A 16,681-nucleotide genomic window follows, 5' to 3' on the forward strand; every position below is an offset into this window, starting at 1 on the left:
CCCGGCCCCGAGGAGTCAGGCCGTCCGGGCGCTGCCCGCAATGGTCGGGGGCGCCGCGCCGGTCTCATCGACATGCGCCAGCGCGCTGAGATCGAAGGCCTCGCCGCGGATCTGTGACAGCGTCGCCAGCGCGCGGTCGCGGTCGCCTTCGAGAAGCTGGCCGAGATGGGTCACGGCCGCATTCGGCCGGCGCTGCCGGACCGCCTTCAGGGTCGACGCCATCAGATCGGCGGCGAGCCTTCGGATTTCCTGCGTCTGATAATCCAGCGGTGATTTCCAGATCGTCGTCCACACGGTCTGATCGGCGAGATCGGTGAGGAGATCGACGAGAAGCTGGTTGCCGGAGCCGCGGGCAATGGTCTTCACCGCACGCGTCGTGGTGCGCGCGAAGGCGATCGGATCGTCGGGTTCGACCTGCGCCTTCAGTTCCGCGCAGCGGCGCGCCAGCGTGTCGACATAGCTTTCGACCGGCGTGGTCGCCATGGTTCGCACCGCCAGCATCGACAGCGCGGTGCGGACGTTGAACAGATCGGCGACGGATTTCAGCGACAGCGGTTTGATATAGGCGCCGCGGCGCGGCAGCAGCTCGACCAGCCGGCGGCGCTCGAGAATCCGGATCGCTTCGCGGATCGGGCCACGGCTGACGCCGAAGTCGCGCGCCAGATCGAGTTCGACGAGACGTTCGCCCGCCTTGCGCCGGCCGGAGACGATCTCGGCGCCGAGCTCCTCCGCGACCTGATCCGGCAGCGTGCGCGGTGCAAACCGCCGCTCGTGGGTGCCGTCATTCCCGGTCGCCGGCCTGCGATACGTCGCTGCCACGATGTCCCCCACCACTCTCGATCCTTCCGCCACGCGGGACAAAATAGCCCAACAGTCAATTGTTGACAATCGACAATCGATGGCTTTTGATTGGCGGGCATCGCGTCACCGAAATCGGCCGACAGCCGGACCGCGATGCACCGGACCGACGCAGATCGGACGGATGGGAGGATCAATGGTGACGATGTCCGCGCCGAACCATGTTCGGCTCCAACTACCCCGGCATGACGCGTCGCTCCGTGTCGGGCGTCTCGCGGCAGCGTCTGCCGCGATGATCTTTCTGCATTGCGTGCTCGACGCGCGCCGCCGGCTACGCGCCGAAGCGGCATGATGGGCATGATCGAGGCGTCCGCATCGACCGGCACCGGCGCGCCCCGCGCGGTGCGTCCCGACATCGCGATGCGGCCTTTGCTCGAGGTGCGCAATCTGTCGCTGTCGTTCGCGACCGCCGCCGGCGCCTTGCCGGTCACCCGGAACGTCAGCTTCACGGTCGCGCCCGGCGAGCGTGTCGGCCTGGTCGGCGAAAGCGGCTGCGGCAAGACCGTCACCGGGCTGTCGCTGCTGCGATTGCTGCCGGTGCACTCCGCGCGGATCGAGGGCGACGTGCTGTTCGACGGCACCGATCTCCTGAAGCTGTCGCCGCGGCGGATGCGCGCGGTGCGCGGCCGGGACATCGCGATGATCTTTCAGGAGCCGATGAGCGCGCTCGATCCGGTGTTCACCGTGGGCGACCAGATCAGCGAGGCCTATCGCATCCATTTTCCCGCCAGCAAGGCGGAAGGGCGCGAGCGCGCCATCGCGGCGCTCCGCGAAGTCGGAATTCCGGCGCCGGAGCGGCGCTGCGACGAGTATCCGCATCAACTCTCCGGCGGCATGCGTCAGCGCGTGATGATCGCGATGGCGTTGATCTGCAAGCCGAAGCTGCTGATCGCCGATGAGCCGACCACCGCGCTCGACGTCACCGTGCAGGCGCAGATCACCGATCTGTTGCGCTCGCTGAGCGAGCGCACCGGCACGGCGCTGATCTTCATCACCCACGATCTCGGCGTGGTCGCCGAGACCTGCACCCGCATGATCACGATGTATGCGGGCGAAGTCGTCGAGGACGCGCCGGTCGACGACGTGCTGACCCGGCCGCGCCATCCCTACACGTCCGGGCTGCTGCGGTCTCTGCCGGGACTGAGCAAACGCCGCGGCGTGCTCGCCTCGATTCCCGGCCGCGTTCCCTCGCCGCAGGCGATGCCCGCCGGCTGCCGTTTCCGCTCGCGCTGCTCCCATGCGGCGCCGGGCTGCGAGCTGGACCAGCGCATGATCGCGATCGATCCTGACCACGCCGCGCGATGCTGGCGCGCGCCGGACCTCGCTCTGCCTGGGGCGGTGAACTGATGGCTGCTCAGCAACAGAACCACGCCGACGCCGGCATTCTCGCGGTGCGCGATCTGCGCATCCTGTTTCCGTCGCGCGATGGCCGCGACACCGTCAAGGCGATCGACGGCATGGACTTCGAAGTCCACGCCGGCGAGACCTTCGGCATCATCGGGGAATCCGGCTCCGGCAAGACCACGCTCGGGCGCGCTCTGGTGTCGCTGCTGCGGCCGAGCCACGGCCACATCCTGCACGACGGCACCGACCCGGCGACGTTGGGTAGCCGGGCGTTCCGCAAGCATCGCCGCGACTATCAGATCATCTTCCAGGATCCGAATGCCGCGCTCAATCCGCGGATGACGATCATCGACAGCGTCGTCGAGCCGCTCGAAGTCCTCGGTGAGGGCGACGCCGCCTCGCGCCGCCGCCGCGGCATCGAGGTGCTGGAGCGCGTCGGTCTCGCCGCCGAGGCGGCCGATCGCTATCCGCATCAGCTCTCGGGCGGGCAGAAGCAGCGCGTCAACATCGCGCGGGTGCTGACGCTGCGGCCCAAGGTCATCGTCTGCGACGAGGTCGTCGCGGCGCTCGACGTCTCGATCCGCGGCGACGTGCTGAACCTGTTCGCCGATCTGCAGCGCGAATTCGGCCTTACCTATGTGTTCATCACCCACGACATTTCGGTGGTGTCGCACATCTCCGATCGCATCGCGGTGACCTATCTCGGCAGGCTGATGGAGCTCGGCCCCGCCGAGGACGTGGTCGAGCGGCCGCTGCATCCCTATACGCGCGCGCTGCTGTCGGCCGAGCCGATCCCGCTGCCGTCGCATCTGCGGGTCGATCGCCGCATCATTCTGGAAGGCGAGATTCCGAGCCCGGTATCGCCACCCTCGGGCTGCCGCTTCCGCACGCGCTGCCCGTCGGTGCAGCCGCGTTGCGCCGAGGAGGTGCCGGCCTGGCGCGACGTCAGACCGGGGCATCGCGTCGCCTGCCACTTCGCGACGGCCGAAGGGCCGCCGGCCGACAATCAACAGGCGCGATCCGCGTCGTAATCAAAATCAGGATCATTGGGAGGACACCATGCGCGTATTCGATCTGGGATCACGAACCTTGCGCCGCCGCGATATTCTGGCGCTGATCGGCGGCGGCGCCGCGGCCGCCGCGGTCGGTCTGCCGGCAATGGCGCAGGAGCCCAAGAAGGGCGGCGTGCTGAAGGTCGCGGCGCCCGCCAATCCGTCGTCGCTCGATCCGGCCACCGGCGGCGCCGGCTCCGATCACAGCATTCTCTGGACGATCTACGATACGCTGGTGGAATGGGACTACGAAACGCTGAAGCCGAAGCCCGGCATGGCGAAATGGTCGTATCCCGATCCCAAGACGATGGTGCTCGACGTCACCGCCGGCATCCAGTTTCACGACGGCACGCCGCTCGATGCCGAAGCCGTCAAGTTCAACCTCGACCGCAACCGCTCCGATCAGCGGTCCAATATCAAGTCGGATCTCGCCAGCATCGAGTCGATCGAGGTCACCGGCCCGCTACAGGTGACGCTGAAACTGAAGAGCCCGGATACGTCCCTGCCGGCGATCCTGTCCGACCGCGCCGGCATGATGGTGTCGCCGACCAACATCAAGGCGCTCGGCAACGAGACCGACCGAAAGGCGGTCGGCGCCGGCCCCTGGAAGCTGGTGCGCTGGAACGACAACGAGATCATCGTCGTGACGCGCCACGAGAACTACTGGCGCAAGGGCCGGCCTTATCTCGACGGCATCGAGTTCAACATCATCACCGAAAACGCCACGGCGCTCCGTTCGGTCGTCGCCGGCCAGAACGACATGGCGTTCCAACTGCCGGCGCGGCTGAAGCCGGTGATCGAGCGCGCCAAGGACCTGACGATGGTCAGCTCGCCGACGCTGTATTGCATCCAGGTGTATTTCAACTACGCCCGCGCGCCGCTCGACAATCTCAAGGTCCGGCAGGCGATCAACTTCGCGTTCGATCGCGACACCTTCGTCAAGGCGGCGCTGAGCGGGCTCGGCGAACCCGCCCGGATGACGCTGCCGAGTTCGCACTGGGCGTTCAACAAGGACGTCGCCGGCACCTATCCGCACGATATCGCGAAGGCAAAGCAGCTCCTCGCCGAGGCTGGTTACAAAGACGGCCTCGAACTGACGATCGGCGGTTACACCGATCAGGATTCGGTGCGCCGCGGCGAGGTGATCCAGGATCAGCTCGGCAAGGCCGGCATCCGCGTGAAGTTCACCCGCGGCACTATCGCGGAAATCAGCGCGCAGTTCTTCGCGCAGGAAAAGAAGTTCGACCTCTTGGTGTCGGCGTGGACCGGACGGCCCGATCCGAGCATGACCTATGGGCTCGGCTTCGACAAAGGCGCGTACTACAACGCCGGCCGCACCGCCGATCCGGAGCTGTCCAAGCTGATTCTGGAAAGCCGCGTCAGCGAGGATTTGGCCAAGCGCGCCGAAGTGTTCGCCAGGATCCAGCGAATCACGGTCGAGCAGGCGCTGTCGGCGCCGCTGGCATTCCAGTTCGAGCTCGACGCGCTGTCGTCCAAGGTGAAGGGCTTCAAGCCCAATCTGCTCGGCAAGCCGAAGTTCGAAAACATCTCCCTCGCGTGAGCGAACGGCGCCGCACGGCTTGCGGCGCCCGTTCCGGATCGAGTTCCCATGTTGAACGTTGCACGTCTTCATATCGTCGGACGCCGGATGCTGCAGGCGATCCCGGTGGTGGTGTTGTCCACCTTCATCGTGTTCGGCCTGCTCAAGCTGGTGCCCGGCGACGTCGCGGTGACGCTCGCCGGCGACAACGCGTCGGAACAGCGGATCGCCGAGATTCGCGAAGTCTACGGCCTCAACCAGCCGTTCCTGCTGCAATACGGTTCGTGGCTGGCGAAGGCGGTGCAGGGCGATCTGTCGAATTCGCTGGTGTCGAATGAAGCGGTGCTGACTTCGATCCAGCGCTGCCTGCCGCATACGCTGCTGATTGTGGCGTTGGCGTTGTTCACGGCGCTGCTGATCGGCGTGCCGCTCGGCATCGCGGCGGCGACCAAGCCGGGGTCGTGGATCGACAGCGTGGTGATGGCGATCGCGTCGCTCGGCGTCGCCGTGCCGAATTTCTGGCTGGGCATGTTGCTGGTGGCGTTCTTCTCGCTGCAGCTCAACTGGCTGCCGGCGACCGGGGCGGTGGCGTTCATGAAAGATCCATGGGCTTCTCTCAGTCATGCCATCCTGCCCGCGGTCGCCTTGGCCTCGGGCGGCATCGCCGAGGTGGCGCGGCAGCTACGATCGTCGCTGGTCGAGATCCTGTCGTCGCAGCAGGTCCGGACGCTGCACGCCAAGGGCCTGCCGCCGTCGTCGATCCTGTGGCGGCACGGCCTCAAGAATGTCAGCGTCAACCTGCTCACCGTGATCAGCCTGCTGGCGAACCGGATGCTGGCGGCGACGGTGGTGGTCGAGGCGGTGTTCGCGATTCCCGGCATGGGCGGCCTGATCGTCAACGCCGCGATGCATCGCGACTTTCCCGTGGTGCAGGGCGTCGTGTTCACGATGGTGCTGATCGTGGTGTCGCTCAATCTGCTGACCGATATCCTCTACAGCGTTCTCGATCCGAGGATCGCGGCATGACCGATGTGGCGATGATTGCGGCGCATCGGCCGCGACGGATGCGGCGCTTCGTGCGGTGGTTCGTCTCCGACATTCGCGGCGCGGTCAGCCTGACGTTCCTGCTGGTGCTGCTGGTGATCTCGCTGCTCGCGCCGTGGATCTCGCCCTACGATCCGCTCGCGCAGGACGTCGACGCGGCGCTGGCGCCGATGTCGGCGGCGCATTGGCTCGGCGCCGACGATCTCGGCCGCGACACGCTGAGCCGGCTGATCTACGGCGGCATGGCGTCGCTGTATGCGAGCTTCCTCGCGGTGGCGATCGCGGTGCTGATCGGCGTGCCGATCGGCATTCTCGCCGGCTATCTCGGCGGCTGGGTCGACACCATGATCAGCCGCGTCATCGACAGCTTCCTGTCCTTCCCCGCCATCGTGCTGGCGATCGCGGTCACCGGCGCGCTCGGCATCGGACTCACCAACGGCATGATCTCGGTCGGCATCGTGTTCGCGCCGCAGCTCGCGCGGCTGGTCCGTGCGCGCACGCTGGTGGTGCGCCACGAGCTCTACGTCGACGCCGCGCGCTGCTTCGGCGGCTCGACCGGCCGCATCCTGTGGCGCCACGTGCTGCCCAACGCGATCCAGCCGGTGATCGTGCAGGTCACGCTGCTGCTGGCGGCGGCGCTGCTCGCCGAAGCCAGCCTCAGCTTCCTCGGCCTCGGCATTCAGCCGCCGGATCCGAGCTGGGGCGCGATGCTGGCGCGGGCCTATCAGAACATGGAGATCGCGCCGGAGCAGATGTATCCGCCCGGCCTCGCGATCCTGTTCACCGCCCTCGCCTACAACACGCTCGGCGAATCGCTCCGGGTCGCGCTCGACCCGACCATGAAGCGCAACTGACAAGACCAAGATCAAGAACAAGAACAAGAACAACAAGGACAAGACTATGAGCGCTGCCCCCACCGAAGCCGACTATCTCGCGACGCTGCACGGGCTGTGGGCCGAGGCCTGGCCCAAGGGGATTCCCACGACGCCGCAATATCCGCACGGCGAAATCGCGCTGAGCGAATATCTGCGTGTCTGGGCGAAGCGCGCGCCGCAGCGGCCGGCGGTGATCTTCTACGGCCACGTCACGACCTATGCGGAGCTCGATCGGCTCAGCGATCGCTTCGCCGCGCTGCTGATGCAGAAGGGCGTCCGCAAGGGCGACCGCGTCGCGGTGTTCCTGCCGAACTGTCCGCAGTTTCACATCGTGTTCTTCGGGATTCTCAAGCTCGGCGCGATCCATGTGCCGGTCAGCCCGCTGTCGCGCGCGTTCGAACTGTCCTACGAGCTCAACGACACCGATGCCGAAGTCATCGTCGCGCTCGATCAGCTCGTCCCGGTGGTCGAGCAGGTCCGCGGCGAGACCAGTCTGCGCGAGGTGATCGTCACCAGCTTCGCCGACGTCATTCCCGCGCAGCCGACGATTCCTGTCCCCGATTCAGTGAGCGGTCCGCGCGTGGCGGTGGCCGGCGCGACCGATCTGTTGTCCGCACTGGCGGCGATGCCGGCGCCGGAGCCGCTGCCGCCGGCAGCGCTCGACGATATCGCGGCGCTGAACTACACCGGCGGCACCACCGGCATGCCGAAGGGCTGCGTCCACACCCAGCGCGATATGGTCTACACCGCCGCCGCCAATCACGGCATTTCGGTCGCGGGCGACGAGAACAGCGTGTTCCTGTCCTTCTTCCCGGAATTCTGGATCGCGGGCGAGAATTTCGGCCTGATCTTCCCGCTGTTCGCCGGCGCGACGCTGGTGCTGCTGGCGCGGTGGGATGCGGTCGGGGTGCTGTCGGCGATCGACCGCTACAAGGTCGACGTCACCGCGATGCCGGTCGACGGTGCGGTCGAGCTGATGGATCATCCGCGCTTCAAGGAGTTCGATCTGTCTTCGCTGAAGCAGGTGCGGGTCGTCTCGTTCGTCAAGAAGCTCAACCCGGTCTATCGCAAGCGCTGGAAGGATCTCACCGGCACCATCCTCACCGAGGCCTCGTGGGGCATGACCGAGACGCATACATCCAACACGTTCACGGCGGGCTTTCAGGACGACGACTTCGATCTGGTGTCGCAGCCGATCTTCGTCGGCCTGCCGGTGCCGGGCGCCGAATTCAAGATCACCGATTTCGAGACCGGCGAACTGGTGCCGCTCGGCGGCGAGGGCGAGATCCGGGTGCGGACGCCGTCGCTGCTGAAGAGCTACTGGAACAAGCCGCAGGCCACCGCGGAGTCGCTGGTCGACGGCTGGCTGCGCACCGGCGACATCGGCACCATTGATCCGCAGGGCTTTCTGCACTTTCTCGGCCGTCGCAAGGAGATGTTGAAGGTCAAGGGGATGAGCGTGTTTCCGCCGGAGATCGAAGCGTTGCTCGGGCAGCATCCCAAGGTGCTCGGCTCGGGCGTGGTCGGCCGCGACGATCCCGGCAAGGGACAGGTGCCGGTCGCCTTCATCCAGCTCAAGCCGGAGGCCGAGGGCACGATCACTGCGGCCGAACTGCAGGCATGGTGCGCCGAGCGAATGGCGGTCTACAAGGTGCCGGAAATCCGCATCATCGAGGCGCTGCCGATGACCGCGACCGGCAAGGTGAAGAAGCAGGAGCTGAATGCCAGCGCGCCGCTCTGACATTGCCGCCGCGGCGACGCGGACCAGCTACCAAGGTCATGATTTCACGAGGATATTCGAATGCCTTTTCGCAAGCTGCTGATCGCCAATCGGGGCGAGATCGCGATCCGCATCGCGCGGGCCGCGGCCGATGCCGGGCTCGCCACCGTCGCGATCCATCCCGCCGACGATGCGGCGTCGCTGCATGTGCGGATCGCCGACGAGGCGCGGGAGATTCCCGGGCGCGGCGCGCGGGCCTATCTGGATATCGAGGGCGTGATCGCGGCCGCCAAGGCGGCGCATTGCGACGCGCTGCATCCCGGCTACGGCTTCCTCAGCGAGAACCCCGATCTGGCGCGGCGCTGCGCCGAGGAAGGTATCCGGTTCATCGGTCCGTCGCCCGAAGCCTTGCGGCTATTCGGTGACAAAGTTGCGGCGAAGGAATTGGCCAAGAAATCCGGCGTGCCGATCATCGCCGGCACCCAGGGGCCTTCGACTCTCGATGAGGTGAAGGCGTTCTTCGGCTCGCTCGGCGACCATGCCGCGGTGATGATCAAGGCGATGGCCGGCGGCGGCGGTCGCGGCATGCGTGTGGTCGAACGCGCCGAGGATCTCGACGAGGCCTATGCGCGCTGCCAGTCCGAAGCCAAGGCTGCGTTCGGCAGCGACGGCGTTTATGCCGAGCGGCTGATCCGCAATGCGCGGCATATCGAGGTGCAGATCATCGGCGATCGTCACGGCGGCATCAGTCAGTTGTGGGAGCGCGAATGCACGATCCAGCGTCGCAACCAGAAGCTGGTGGAGATCGCGCCGAGTCCGTCGCTGAGTGATGGCTTGCGCGGACGCATTCTCGAAGCCGCCAAGACGCTGGCGGCGGCGGCGAACTACGACAGTCTCGGCACGTTCGAATTCCTGGTCGATGGCGAAGCCGGCGAGGGCGACGGCGCGTTCGCGTTCATCGAGGCCAATCCGCGGCTGCAGGTCGAACACACCGTGACCGAGGAAGTCCTTGCGATCGATCTGGTGCGATCGCAGATCGCGGTCGCCGGCGGCGCGACGCTGGCGTCGCTCGGGCTCGATCAGGAAGCGGTGCCGCGGCCGCGCGGCTTCGCGATGCAGCTGCGCATCAACATGGAGACGATGGACGCGAGCGGCGCGACGCATCCGACCGGCGGCACGCTTTCGATCTTCGAGCCGCCGTCGGGTCCGGGCGTGCGCGTCGATACGTTCGGCTATGCCGGCTACAGGACCAGCGCGGCGTTCGACTCGCTGCTGGCCAAAGTCATCGTGCACACGCCGTCGCAATGGCCGGACGTCGTCGCCAAGGCGGCGCGCAGCCTGCGCGAATTCCGCATCGACGGCGTCGCCACCAACATCCCGTTCATCCAGGCGATCCTGGCGCATCCGGACTTCAAGGCCAACAAGGTCAGCACCAGCTTCATCGACCGCACCATCGCGGAGCTGGTCGGCGCCGCCGACAAGCTCGCCGCGCCACTGATCGCGCTGCCGGGTGGTGATGCGCAGCACGGCGGCGCGAAGGCCGCGGCCGAGGCCGCGCCCGAAGGCGCTGTCGCGATCGCCGCGCCGCTGCAGGGCACCGTGGTGGCAATCACGGTCGCGGAAGGCGACGTGGTGCGACCGGGGCAGCAGCTCGCGGTGATCGAATCGATGAAGATGGAGCACCTCGTCGCCGCCGAGCAGGGCGGCCGGATCCGCCGCATCGTCACCGCCGACGGCGTGACGCTGATGCAGGGCGAGGCGATCCTGTATCTCGAGCCGCAGGACGTCGAAGGCGACCAGGCCGTCGAGGAGGCCGAGGTCGATCTCGACCATATCCGCCCCGACCTCGCCGAGATGCTGGCGCGGCAGGGCAATACGCTCGACGAGAACCGGCCCGACTCGGTCGCGCGGCGGCGCAAGACCAATCAGCGCACCGCGCGCGAGAACGTCGCGCAGCTCGTCGACGACGGCTCGTTCATGGAGTACGGCAGCCTCGCGATCGCCGGCCAGCGCCGCCGCCGCGCGCTCGACGACCTGATCAAGAACACCCCGGCCGACGGCCTCGTCACCGGCGTCGCCACCGTCAACGCCAAGCAGTTCGGCGAGCACGACGCGCGCTGCATGGTGATCGCCTACGACTACACGGTTCTGGCCGGCACCCAGGGCCACATGAACCACAAGAAGATCGACCGCATGCTGACGCTGGTCGAGCAGTGGCGAATGCCGCTGGTGTTCTACGCCGAAGGCGGCGGTGGGCGCCCCGGCGACACCGACCGGCTCGGCCTCACCGGCCTCGACGGGCCGTCCTTCGTGCAATTCGCCAGACTCTCCGGCCTGGTGCCGGTGATCGGCGTGGTCTCCGGCTATTGCTTCGCAGGCAACGCGGCGATGCTCGGCTGCTGCGACGTGATCATCGCGACGCAAAACGCCTCGATCGGCATGGGCGGCCCGGCGATGATCGAGGGCGGCGGGCTCGGCGTGTATCACCCCGCCGAAGTCGGCCCGGTGTCGTTCCAGTCGCCGAACGGCGTGGTCGATATTCTGGTCGAGGACGAGGAGGAGGCGACGCGGGTCGCGCAGAAATATCTGTCCTATTTCCAGGGCCCAGTGAAAGACTGGCGCGCGGCGGACCAGCGGCTGCTGCGGCGCGCGATCCCCGAAAATCGTCTGCGGGTCTACGACATCCGCCATGTCATCGATCTGATCGCGGACGAAGATTCGGTGCTGGAAATCCGCCGCGATTTCGGCGTCGGCATGGTCACCGCCTTCATCCGCATCGAGGGCAAGCCGTTCGGCCTGATCGCCAACAATCCGAAGCATCTCGGCGGCGCGATCGATGCGGCGGCCGGCGACAAGGCGGCGCGCTTCCTGCAGCTGTGCGACGCTTTCGACATTCCGATCGTGTCGCTGTGCGATACGCCCGGCTTCATGGTCGGCCCCGAGGCCGAGAAGACCGCGATCGTGCGCCACGTCGCGCGGATGTTCGTGACCGGCGCCAGTCTCACGGTGCCGCTGTTCGGCATCGTGCTGCGCAAGGGCTACGGCCTCGGCGCGCAGTCGATGATCGGCGGCGGCTTCCACGCCTCGTTCTTCACCGCGGCGTGGCCGACCGGCGAATTCGGCGGCATGGGGCTGGAAGGCTATGTGCGGCTCGGCTTCCGCAAGGAGATGGAGGCGATCGCCGATCCGGTCGAGCGCGAGGCCTATTACAAGAACAAGGTCGCCGAGATGTACGCCAACGGCAAGGCGGTCTCGATCGCCTCGGTGTGCGAGATCGACAATGTGATCGATCCGGCCGAAACGCGGCGCTGGATTATGGCTGGGCTGCGCTCGGTGCCGACGCCGCCGCAGCGCGAGGGGCGCAAGCGGCCTTGCATCGACGCCTGGTAGTTTGAAGACCTGTTGTTGAGACGGAGCAAACGATGACGCAAGCCGCTTTCGAGACGCCGATCGACGACACCGGCGATGCGCTGGCCGGGCCGTGGCGCCAGCCGCACCAGATGCTGCACGCGCAGGTCTACGACTCCCACGCCTCGATCCACGACGACGCCACCGCGCAGAAGCTCGGCTTCCGGGGCGGCACGATCGAGGGGCCGACCCATTTCAGCCAGTTCGTGCCGCTGTGCGAACGGCTGTGGGGACGCGACTGGTTCGAGAGCGGCTGCATCTCGGCGCATTATCGCAACGCGGCGTTCGAAGGCGAGGACGTGCAGGCGATTGTCGACAAGCCGGCGAAAGGCGCGCGCCACGCCGCGATCCGGATGGTCAAGCGCGACGGCACCGAAGTGCTGCGCGGCAGCGTCTCGGTCGGTGCCGACGCGCCGCCCTCGGCGCTCGATCTGCGGCTGACCGAACTCAAGCCGCTGACCGACGCCGTGATCCTGCGCGACGTCAGTGTCGGCATGACCACGGCGCCGCAGTCCGTGAAAATGGATTTCGACCAGAACATGGGCGAGCTGTATCCGTTCTCGCTGGCCGACAAGCTGAAAGTGATCACCGAGCCGTCGCCCTACTATCAGGACGTATCGCCGTGGGGCCGGCCGATCATTCCCCTCGAGATGCTCAGCGTGCTGTTCCAGTATCTCAGCAAGAAGGACGGCCTGCCGGTGCGCGGCCCCGCCGTCGGCCTGTTCGCCGATCAGGAGATCCGCCTGGTCGCCGGGCCGCTGTTCGTCGGCGAGAGTTATCGCGTTCAGCGCAAGGTCGTGGCGCTGTCCGGCAGCAAACGGACCGAGAGCCTTTGGGCGCGAACCGAGGCCTACGACAGCGGCGGCCGGCTGGTCGCCACCATGCTGCTCAACTCGGCGAGCCTGAAGGAATCCTACGCGCCATATCAGCAGGAATACGCCGCGCTCGCGCGCGGCTGAGCGTCGGCCATCGCGCAGGCCGCGGAGTCTAGCGCGTGGGGAGAGATCGATTGCCGAGGGGGAGAGGCTGCGCGAGCCGCGCAGCCTCGGCTTGAAGGCGTGGGACCGAGTACGGCCGCCTAGAGAAGCTCTGATTTTGATGGAATCACCGGCGTCATCCTGAGGTGCCCGCTGGGCCGCGCCATGCGCGGCCCAGCGGGCCTCGAAGGATGAGCCGCAAGCACCTTGGCCGCATCCTTCGAGGCTCGCTTCGCTCGCACCTCAGGATGACGAGTAGCACGCGAGAATGCGGCGTGGCTTCAGTCAAGCGATGAACCGGTCTACTGCAGCCCGATCGTGGTCAGGTCCTGGAACCAGTGCTGCGCCTGCACGAAGCTCTTCACCTTCGGCGACAGCGCGTGCGGGTTGGTGTCGTGCACCACCCAGACCAGCGCCGCGTCGTCGACGATCTGGGCGTGCGCCTGCGCCAGCAATTCGTCCTGCTTGACCGGATCGAAGGTCTGCTTGGCCTCGTCGATCAGCGCGTCGACCTTGGGGTTCTTGTAGCCGCCCCAGTTGACGCCGACCGGCGCCACCTGGCCGGAGTGGAAGAACCGCACGATCGCGTAGAGCGGGTCGGAGGTGACATAGGCGATGTTGTTGGCGGTGATGCCGGCCATGCTCTCGTCGGCCGCGCCCTTGCGCCACGCGGTGTACAGCACTTCGAGTTCGACCACCTTGAACTCGACGTCGATGCCGATCTCCTTGAAGCTCTGCTGCAGGAACTCGTTCATCGGCAGCGACAGCATCTGGCCGGTGCCGCCGGTGGCGATGATGAACTTCGCCTTCAGCGGCTTTTCAGGCGAATAGCCGGCTTCCTTCACCAGCCGCTTGGCCTCAGCGAGATCGTATTTGATCTTAAAGGTCGGCTTGCCGAACCACGGGCTCGACGGATCGACCTGGCCGACCGCCGGCTTGGCGAGGCCGTTCATCAGTCCGACCACCGCGTCGCGATCGATTGCGAGATTCAGCGCCTTGCGCAGCCGCACATCGGTCCACGGCGAGCCCGGCAGCACGCTGAGGTGATAGTTCCAGACATGCGGCGTGACGTTGTCGACGATCTTCATCCCGGCCGATTTGAGCTGCGGCACCGCGTCGGGCGCCGGCGTCTCGATCAGGTCGACTTGCCCCGCGAGCAGCGCATTGGTGCGGGTGAGCGCTTCGGGCATCGGCACCAGCACGAGCTTGTCGGTCTTCGGCAGCCGCGACTTGTCCCAATAGTCGCTATTCCTGGTGAGCTCGGCGAGTTCGCGCGGCACCAGCTTGGTGAGCTTGAACGGACCCGTGCCCGACGGCTGGGCCGCGAACTTGTCCCAGTCCTTGCCGACCTTGTCGTATTGCGCCGGGCTCGACACCAGGAACCACAGCATCTGATAGGGGAAGAACGAGTCGACCGCCTTGGTGGTGATCTCGATGGTTGAATCGTCGATCTTGGCGTAACTCTTGACCGACGGCAGCCGGGTCTTGACCTGCGCGCTCTGCCGCTTGTCGAACTGCGGTGCCTTTTCGTTGAGCACCTTGTCGAGATTCCAGATCACCGCGTCGGCATTGAAGTCGCTGCCGTCGTGAAACTTGACGCCCTTGCGCAGCGTGAAGCGCCACTTGGTCTTGTCGGACTCGTCGACCTTCCATTCGGTGGCGAGGCCGGGCACCAGCTTGCCGGGCCTGTCGGCGACATTCATCTCCCACGCCACCAGCGGGTCGTAGATCGTGTAGCCGGTGAATTGATAGGCACCTGCACCGCGATCGGGCTGGCCGGTGGTGAGCGGAATGTCCGCCATCGAGATTCCATAACGCACCACCGATTCGGCGCGCGCGGACGCAGAACCAATGGCGACGGCGATTGCCGCGAGGACGATCGACTTCCGAAAACCCATGAACTCAGCTCCAAGGTGCGGGGTAAGCCCGACCTGGAGCAAGCCTGATGCCAGTTCATCGCCCTCGCATGCATTTCACCGCTTTCATGGCTGGATTGCTGAATCAGTAGGCGTCGATCGGTAGGTCGCGTCTTCTGGCACGGCCGTTGCATAAGTTTTGACCAGTCGCGTTCAACAGGAAACCCATCACGATGCGAATTCCGCTTCTCAACTCCGGCCGACTGGCAACCGCTCTGACGATGCTCGCCATGGCATCGACGGTGATGGTGCCGCTTCACGCCAACGCCGAAACCGTGCTGCGGATCGGCATGACGGCGGCGGATATCCCGCGCACGCTCGGCCAGCCGGACCAGGGATTCGAAGGCAACCGCTTCACCGGCCTGACGATGTATGACGGGCTGACGATGTGGGACCTGTCGTCCGCCACCAAGGCGAGCGTGGTGATTCCCGGGCTCGCGACCGAATGGAAGGTCGACGATGCCGACAAGACCAAATGGATCTTCAAGCTGCGCCCCGGCGTCACCTTCCACGACGGCACGCCGTTCAACGCCGACGCGGTGGTGTGGAATGTCGACAAGGTGCTGAACAAGGACGCGCCGCAGTTCGACGCCAGCCAGGTCGGCGTCACCGCGTCGCGGATGCCGACGCTGGTGTCGGCCAGGAAGATCGACGACATGACGGTGGAACTCACCGCCAAGGAGCCGGACAGCTTCCTGCCGATCAACCTCACCAATCTGTTCATCGTCAGCCCGTCGAAATGGCAGGTGCTGTATGAGCGGGCCGAAGGCGCCGACGCCAAGGCGAAGTCGCAGGCCGCCTGGGCCGCGTTCGCCAAGGACGCCGCCGGCACCGGCCCGTGGAAGATGGCGAAGTTCACGCCGCGCGAGCGGCTCGAACTGGTGAAGAACGACAATTACTGGGACAAGGCGCGGGTGCCGAAGACCGACCGCATGGTGCTGCTGCCGATGCCGGAAGCCAATGCGCGCACCGCGGCGCTGCTGTCCGGTCAGGTCGACTGGATCGAGGCGCCGGCGCCGGACGCCGTGAAGGAGATCGAGGGCCGCGGCTTCAAGATCGAGAAGAACGAGCAGCCGCATGTCTGGCCGTGGCAGTTCTCGCGGATCGAAGGCTCGCCGTGGAACGACATCCGCGTCCGCAAGGCCGCCAATCTGTGCATCGATCGCGAAGGCCTGCGTGACGGGCTGCTCGCCGGCCTGATGGTGCCGGCGACCGGCACCTTCGAGCCCGGCCATCCGTGGCGCGGCAATCCGTCGTTCCAGATCAAGTACGATCTGCCGGCGGCGCAGAAGCTGATGAAGGAAGCCGGCTTCGGCCCCGACAAGAAGCTCAGCGTCAAGGTGCAGACTTCGGCGTCGGGCTCCGGCCAGATGCTGCCGCTGCCGATGAACGAGTATCTGCAGCAGGCGCTGGCGGAGTGTTACTTCGACGTCAAGCTCGACGTCATCGAATGGAACACGCTGTTCACCAACTGGCGGCGTGGCGTCAAGGATCCCTCGGCCAACGGCGCCAACGCCACCAACGTCACCTATGCGGCGATGGACCCGTTCTTCGCGCTGGTGCGCTTCCTGCAGTCGTCGATGGCGCCGCCGGTGTCGAACAATTGGGGTTACATCAACAATCCGAAGTTCGACGAACTGGTGAAGAAGGCGCGGACCAGCTTCGACGCCGCCGAGCGCGACAAGGCGCTGGCCGAGCTGAACGCCGCCTCGATCGACGACGCGGCCTTCCTCTACGTCGCCCACGACGTCGGCCCGCGCGCGATGAGCCCGAAGGTCAAGGGCTTCGTGCAGCCGAAGAGCTGGTTCGTCGACTTCTCGCCGGTGTCGATGGCGCCGTAAGGCGGCGCCTTGCGTCTTCCCTCTCCCCTCGTGGGAGAGGGTGGATGCGCGCCGCTGGGCGCGCAGACGGGTGAGGGGGCTCTCGTCCCGCCTCGCCCCCTCATCC

General features: G+C 66.5%; 11 protein-coding genes. 9 read left to right on the forward strand and 2 right to left on the reverse strand.

The window, feature by feature from the left end:
- Positions 1-15: 15 nt before the first annotated feature.
- The gene (locus ACTZWT_RS22040) at positions 16-822 is read right to left on the reverse strand and encodes a GntR family transcriptional regulator (protein ID WP_444771918.1); all 807 of its coding nucleotides are present in this window, start codon (positions 820-822) and stop codon (positions 16-18) included.
- A gap of 333 nt (positions 823-1,155) precedes the next feature.
- Between ACTZWT_RS22040 and ACTZWT_RS22045 the strand changes: the two genes are divergently transcribed.
- Genes ACTZWT_RS22045 through ACTZWT_RS22080 form a run of 8 tightly spaced genes read left to right on the forward strand, consistent with a single transcriptional unit; the run spans position 1,156 to position 12,800 of the window.
- Positions 1,156-2,205, forward strand: coding sequence for an ABC transporter ATP-binding protein (locus ACTZWT_RS22045; RefSeq protein WP_444771919.1), 1,050 nt, complete (start codon positions 1,156-1,158; stop codon positions 2,203-2,205).
- Complete coding sequence (locus tag ACTZWT_RS22050) at positions 2,205-3,233, forward strand: ABC transporter ATP-binding protein (RefSeq protein WP_444771817.1); 1,029 nt, start codon at positions 2,205-2,207, stop codon at positions 3,231-3,233. The genes ACTZWT_RS22045 and ACTZWT_RS22050 overlap by 1 nt, the downstream gene beginning before the upstream one ends.
- Before the next feature lie 28 nt (positions 3,234-3,261).
- Positions 3,262-4,815 (forward strand): ABC transporter substrate-binding protein, encoded by a 1,554-nt coding sequence (locus ACTZWT_RS22055; protein ID WP_444771818.1) that lies wholly within the window; start codon positions 3,262-3,264, stop codon positions 4,813-4,815.
- 48 nt (positions 4,816-4,863) lie between these two features.
- A complete protein-coding gene (locus tag ACTZWT_RS22060; protein ID WP_444771819.1) occupies positions 4,864-5,820 on the forward strand; it encodes an ABC transporter permease in 957 nt (318 codons plus the stop codon).
- Complete coding sequence (locus ACTZWT_RS22065) at positions 5,817-6,692, forward strand: ABC transporter permease (protein ID WP_444771820.1); 876 nt, start codon at positions 5,817-5,819, stop codon at positions 6,690-6,692. Before ACTZWT_RS22060 ends, ACTZWT_RS22065 begins: the two co-directional genes overlap by 4 nt.
- A gap of 46 nt (positions 6,693-6,738) precedes the next feature.
- On the forward strand, positions 6,739-8,454 hold the full coding sequence (locus ACTZWT_RS22070; protein WP_444771821.1) for an AMP-binding protein: 1,716 nt from the start codon (positions 6,739-6,741) through the stop codon (positions 8,452-8,454).
- Positions 8,455-8,514: 60 nt separating this feature from the next.
- Positions 8,515-11,823 carry a carboxyl transferase domain-containing protein gene (locus ACTZWT_RS22075; RefSeq protein WP_444771822.1) on the forward strand — a complete coding sequence of 1,103 codons (3,309 nt, stop codon included), beginning with the start codon at positions 8,515-8,517 and terminating at the stop codon, positions 11,821-11,823.
- A 32-nt stretch (positions 11,824-11,855) separates the two neighbouring features.
- The gene (locus ACTZWT_RS22080; protein ID WP_444771823.1) at positions 11,856-12,800 is read left to right on the forward strand and encodes a hypothetical protein; all 945 of its coding nucleotides are present in this window, start codon (positions 11,856-11,858) and stop codon (positions 12,798-12,800) included.
- Positions 12,801-13,120: 320 nt separating this feature from the next.
- Here the strand turns inward: ACTZWT_RS22080 and ACTZWT_RS22085 are convergent, their stop codons facing one another.
- Positions 13,121-14,716 carry an ABC transporter substrate-binding protein gene (locus ACTZWT_RS22085; protein ID WP_444771824.1) on the reverse strand — a complete coding sequence of 532 codons (1,596 nt, stop codon included), beginning with the start codon at positions 14,714-14,716 and terminating at the stop codon, positions 13,121-13,123.
- A 239-nt stretch (positions 14,717-14,955) separates the two neighbouring features.
- On the opposite strand from ACTZWT_RS22085, the gene ACTZWT_RS22090 reads away from it, so the two are divergent.
- Positions 14,956-16,575, forward strand: a complete 1,620-nt coding sequence (locus ACTZWT_RS22090) for an ABC transporter substrate-binding protein (protein WP_444771920.1) — start codon at positions 14,956-14,958, stop codon at positions 16,573-16,575.
- The last annotated feature ends 106 nt before the right edge of the window (positions 16,576-16,681 follow it).

The organism is Rhodopseudomonas sp. NSM, from assembly GCF_052445935.1.
Classification (GTDB): Bacteria; Pseudomonadota; Alphaproteobacteria; order Rhizobiales; family Xanthobacteraceae; genus Rhodopseudomonas.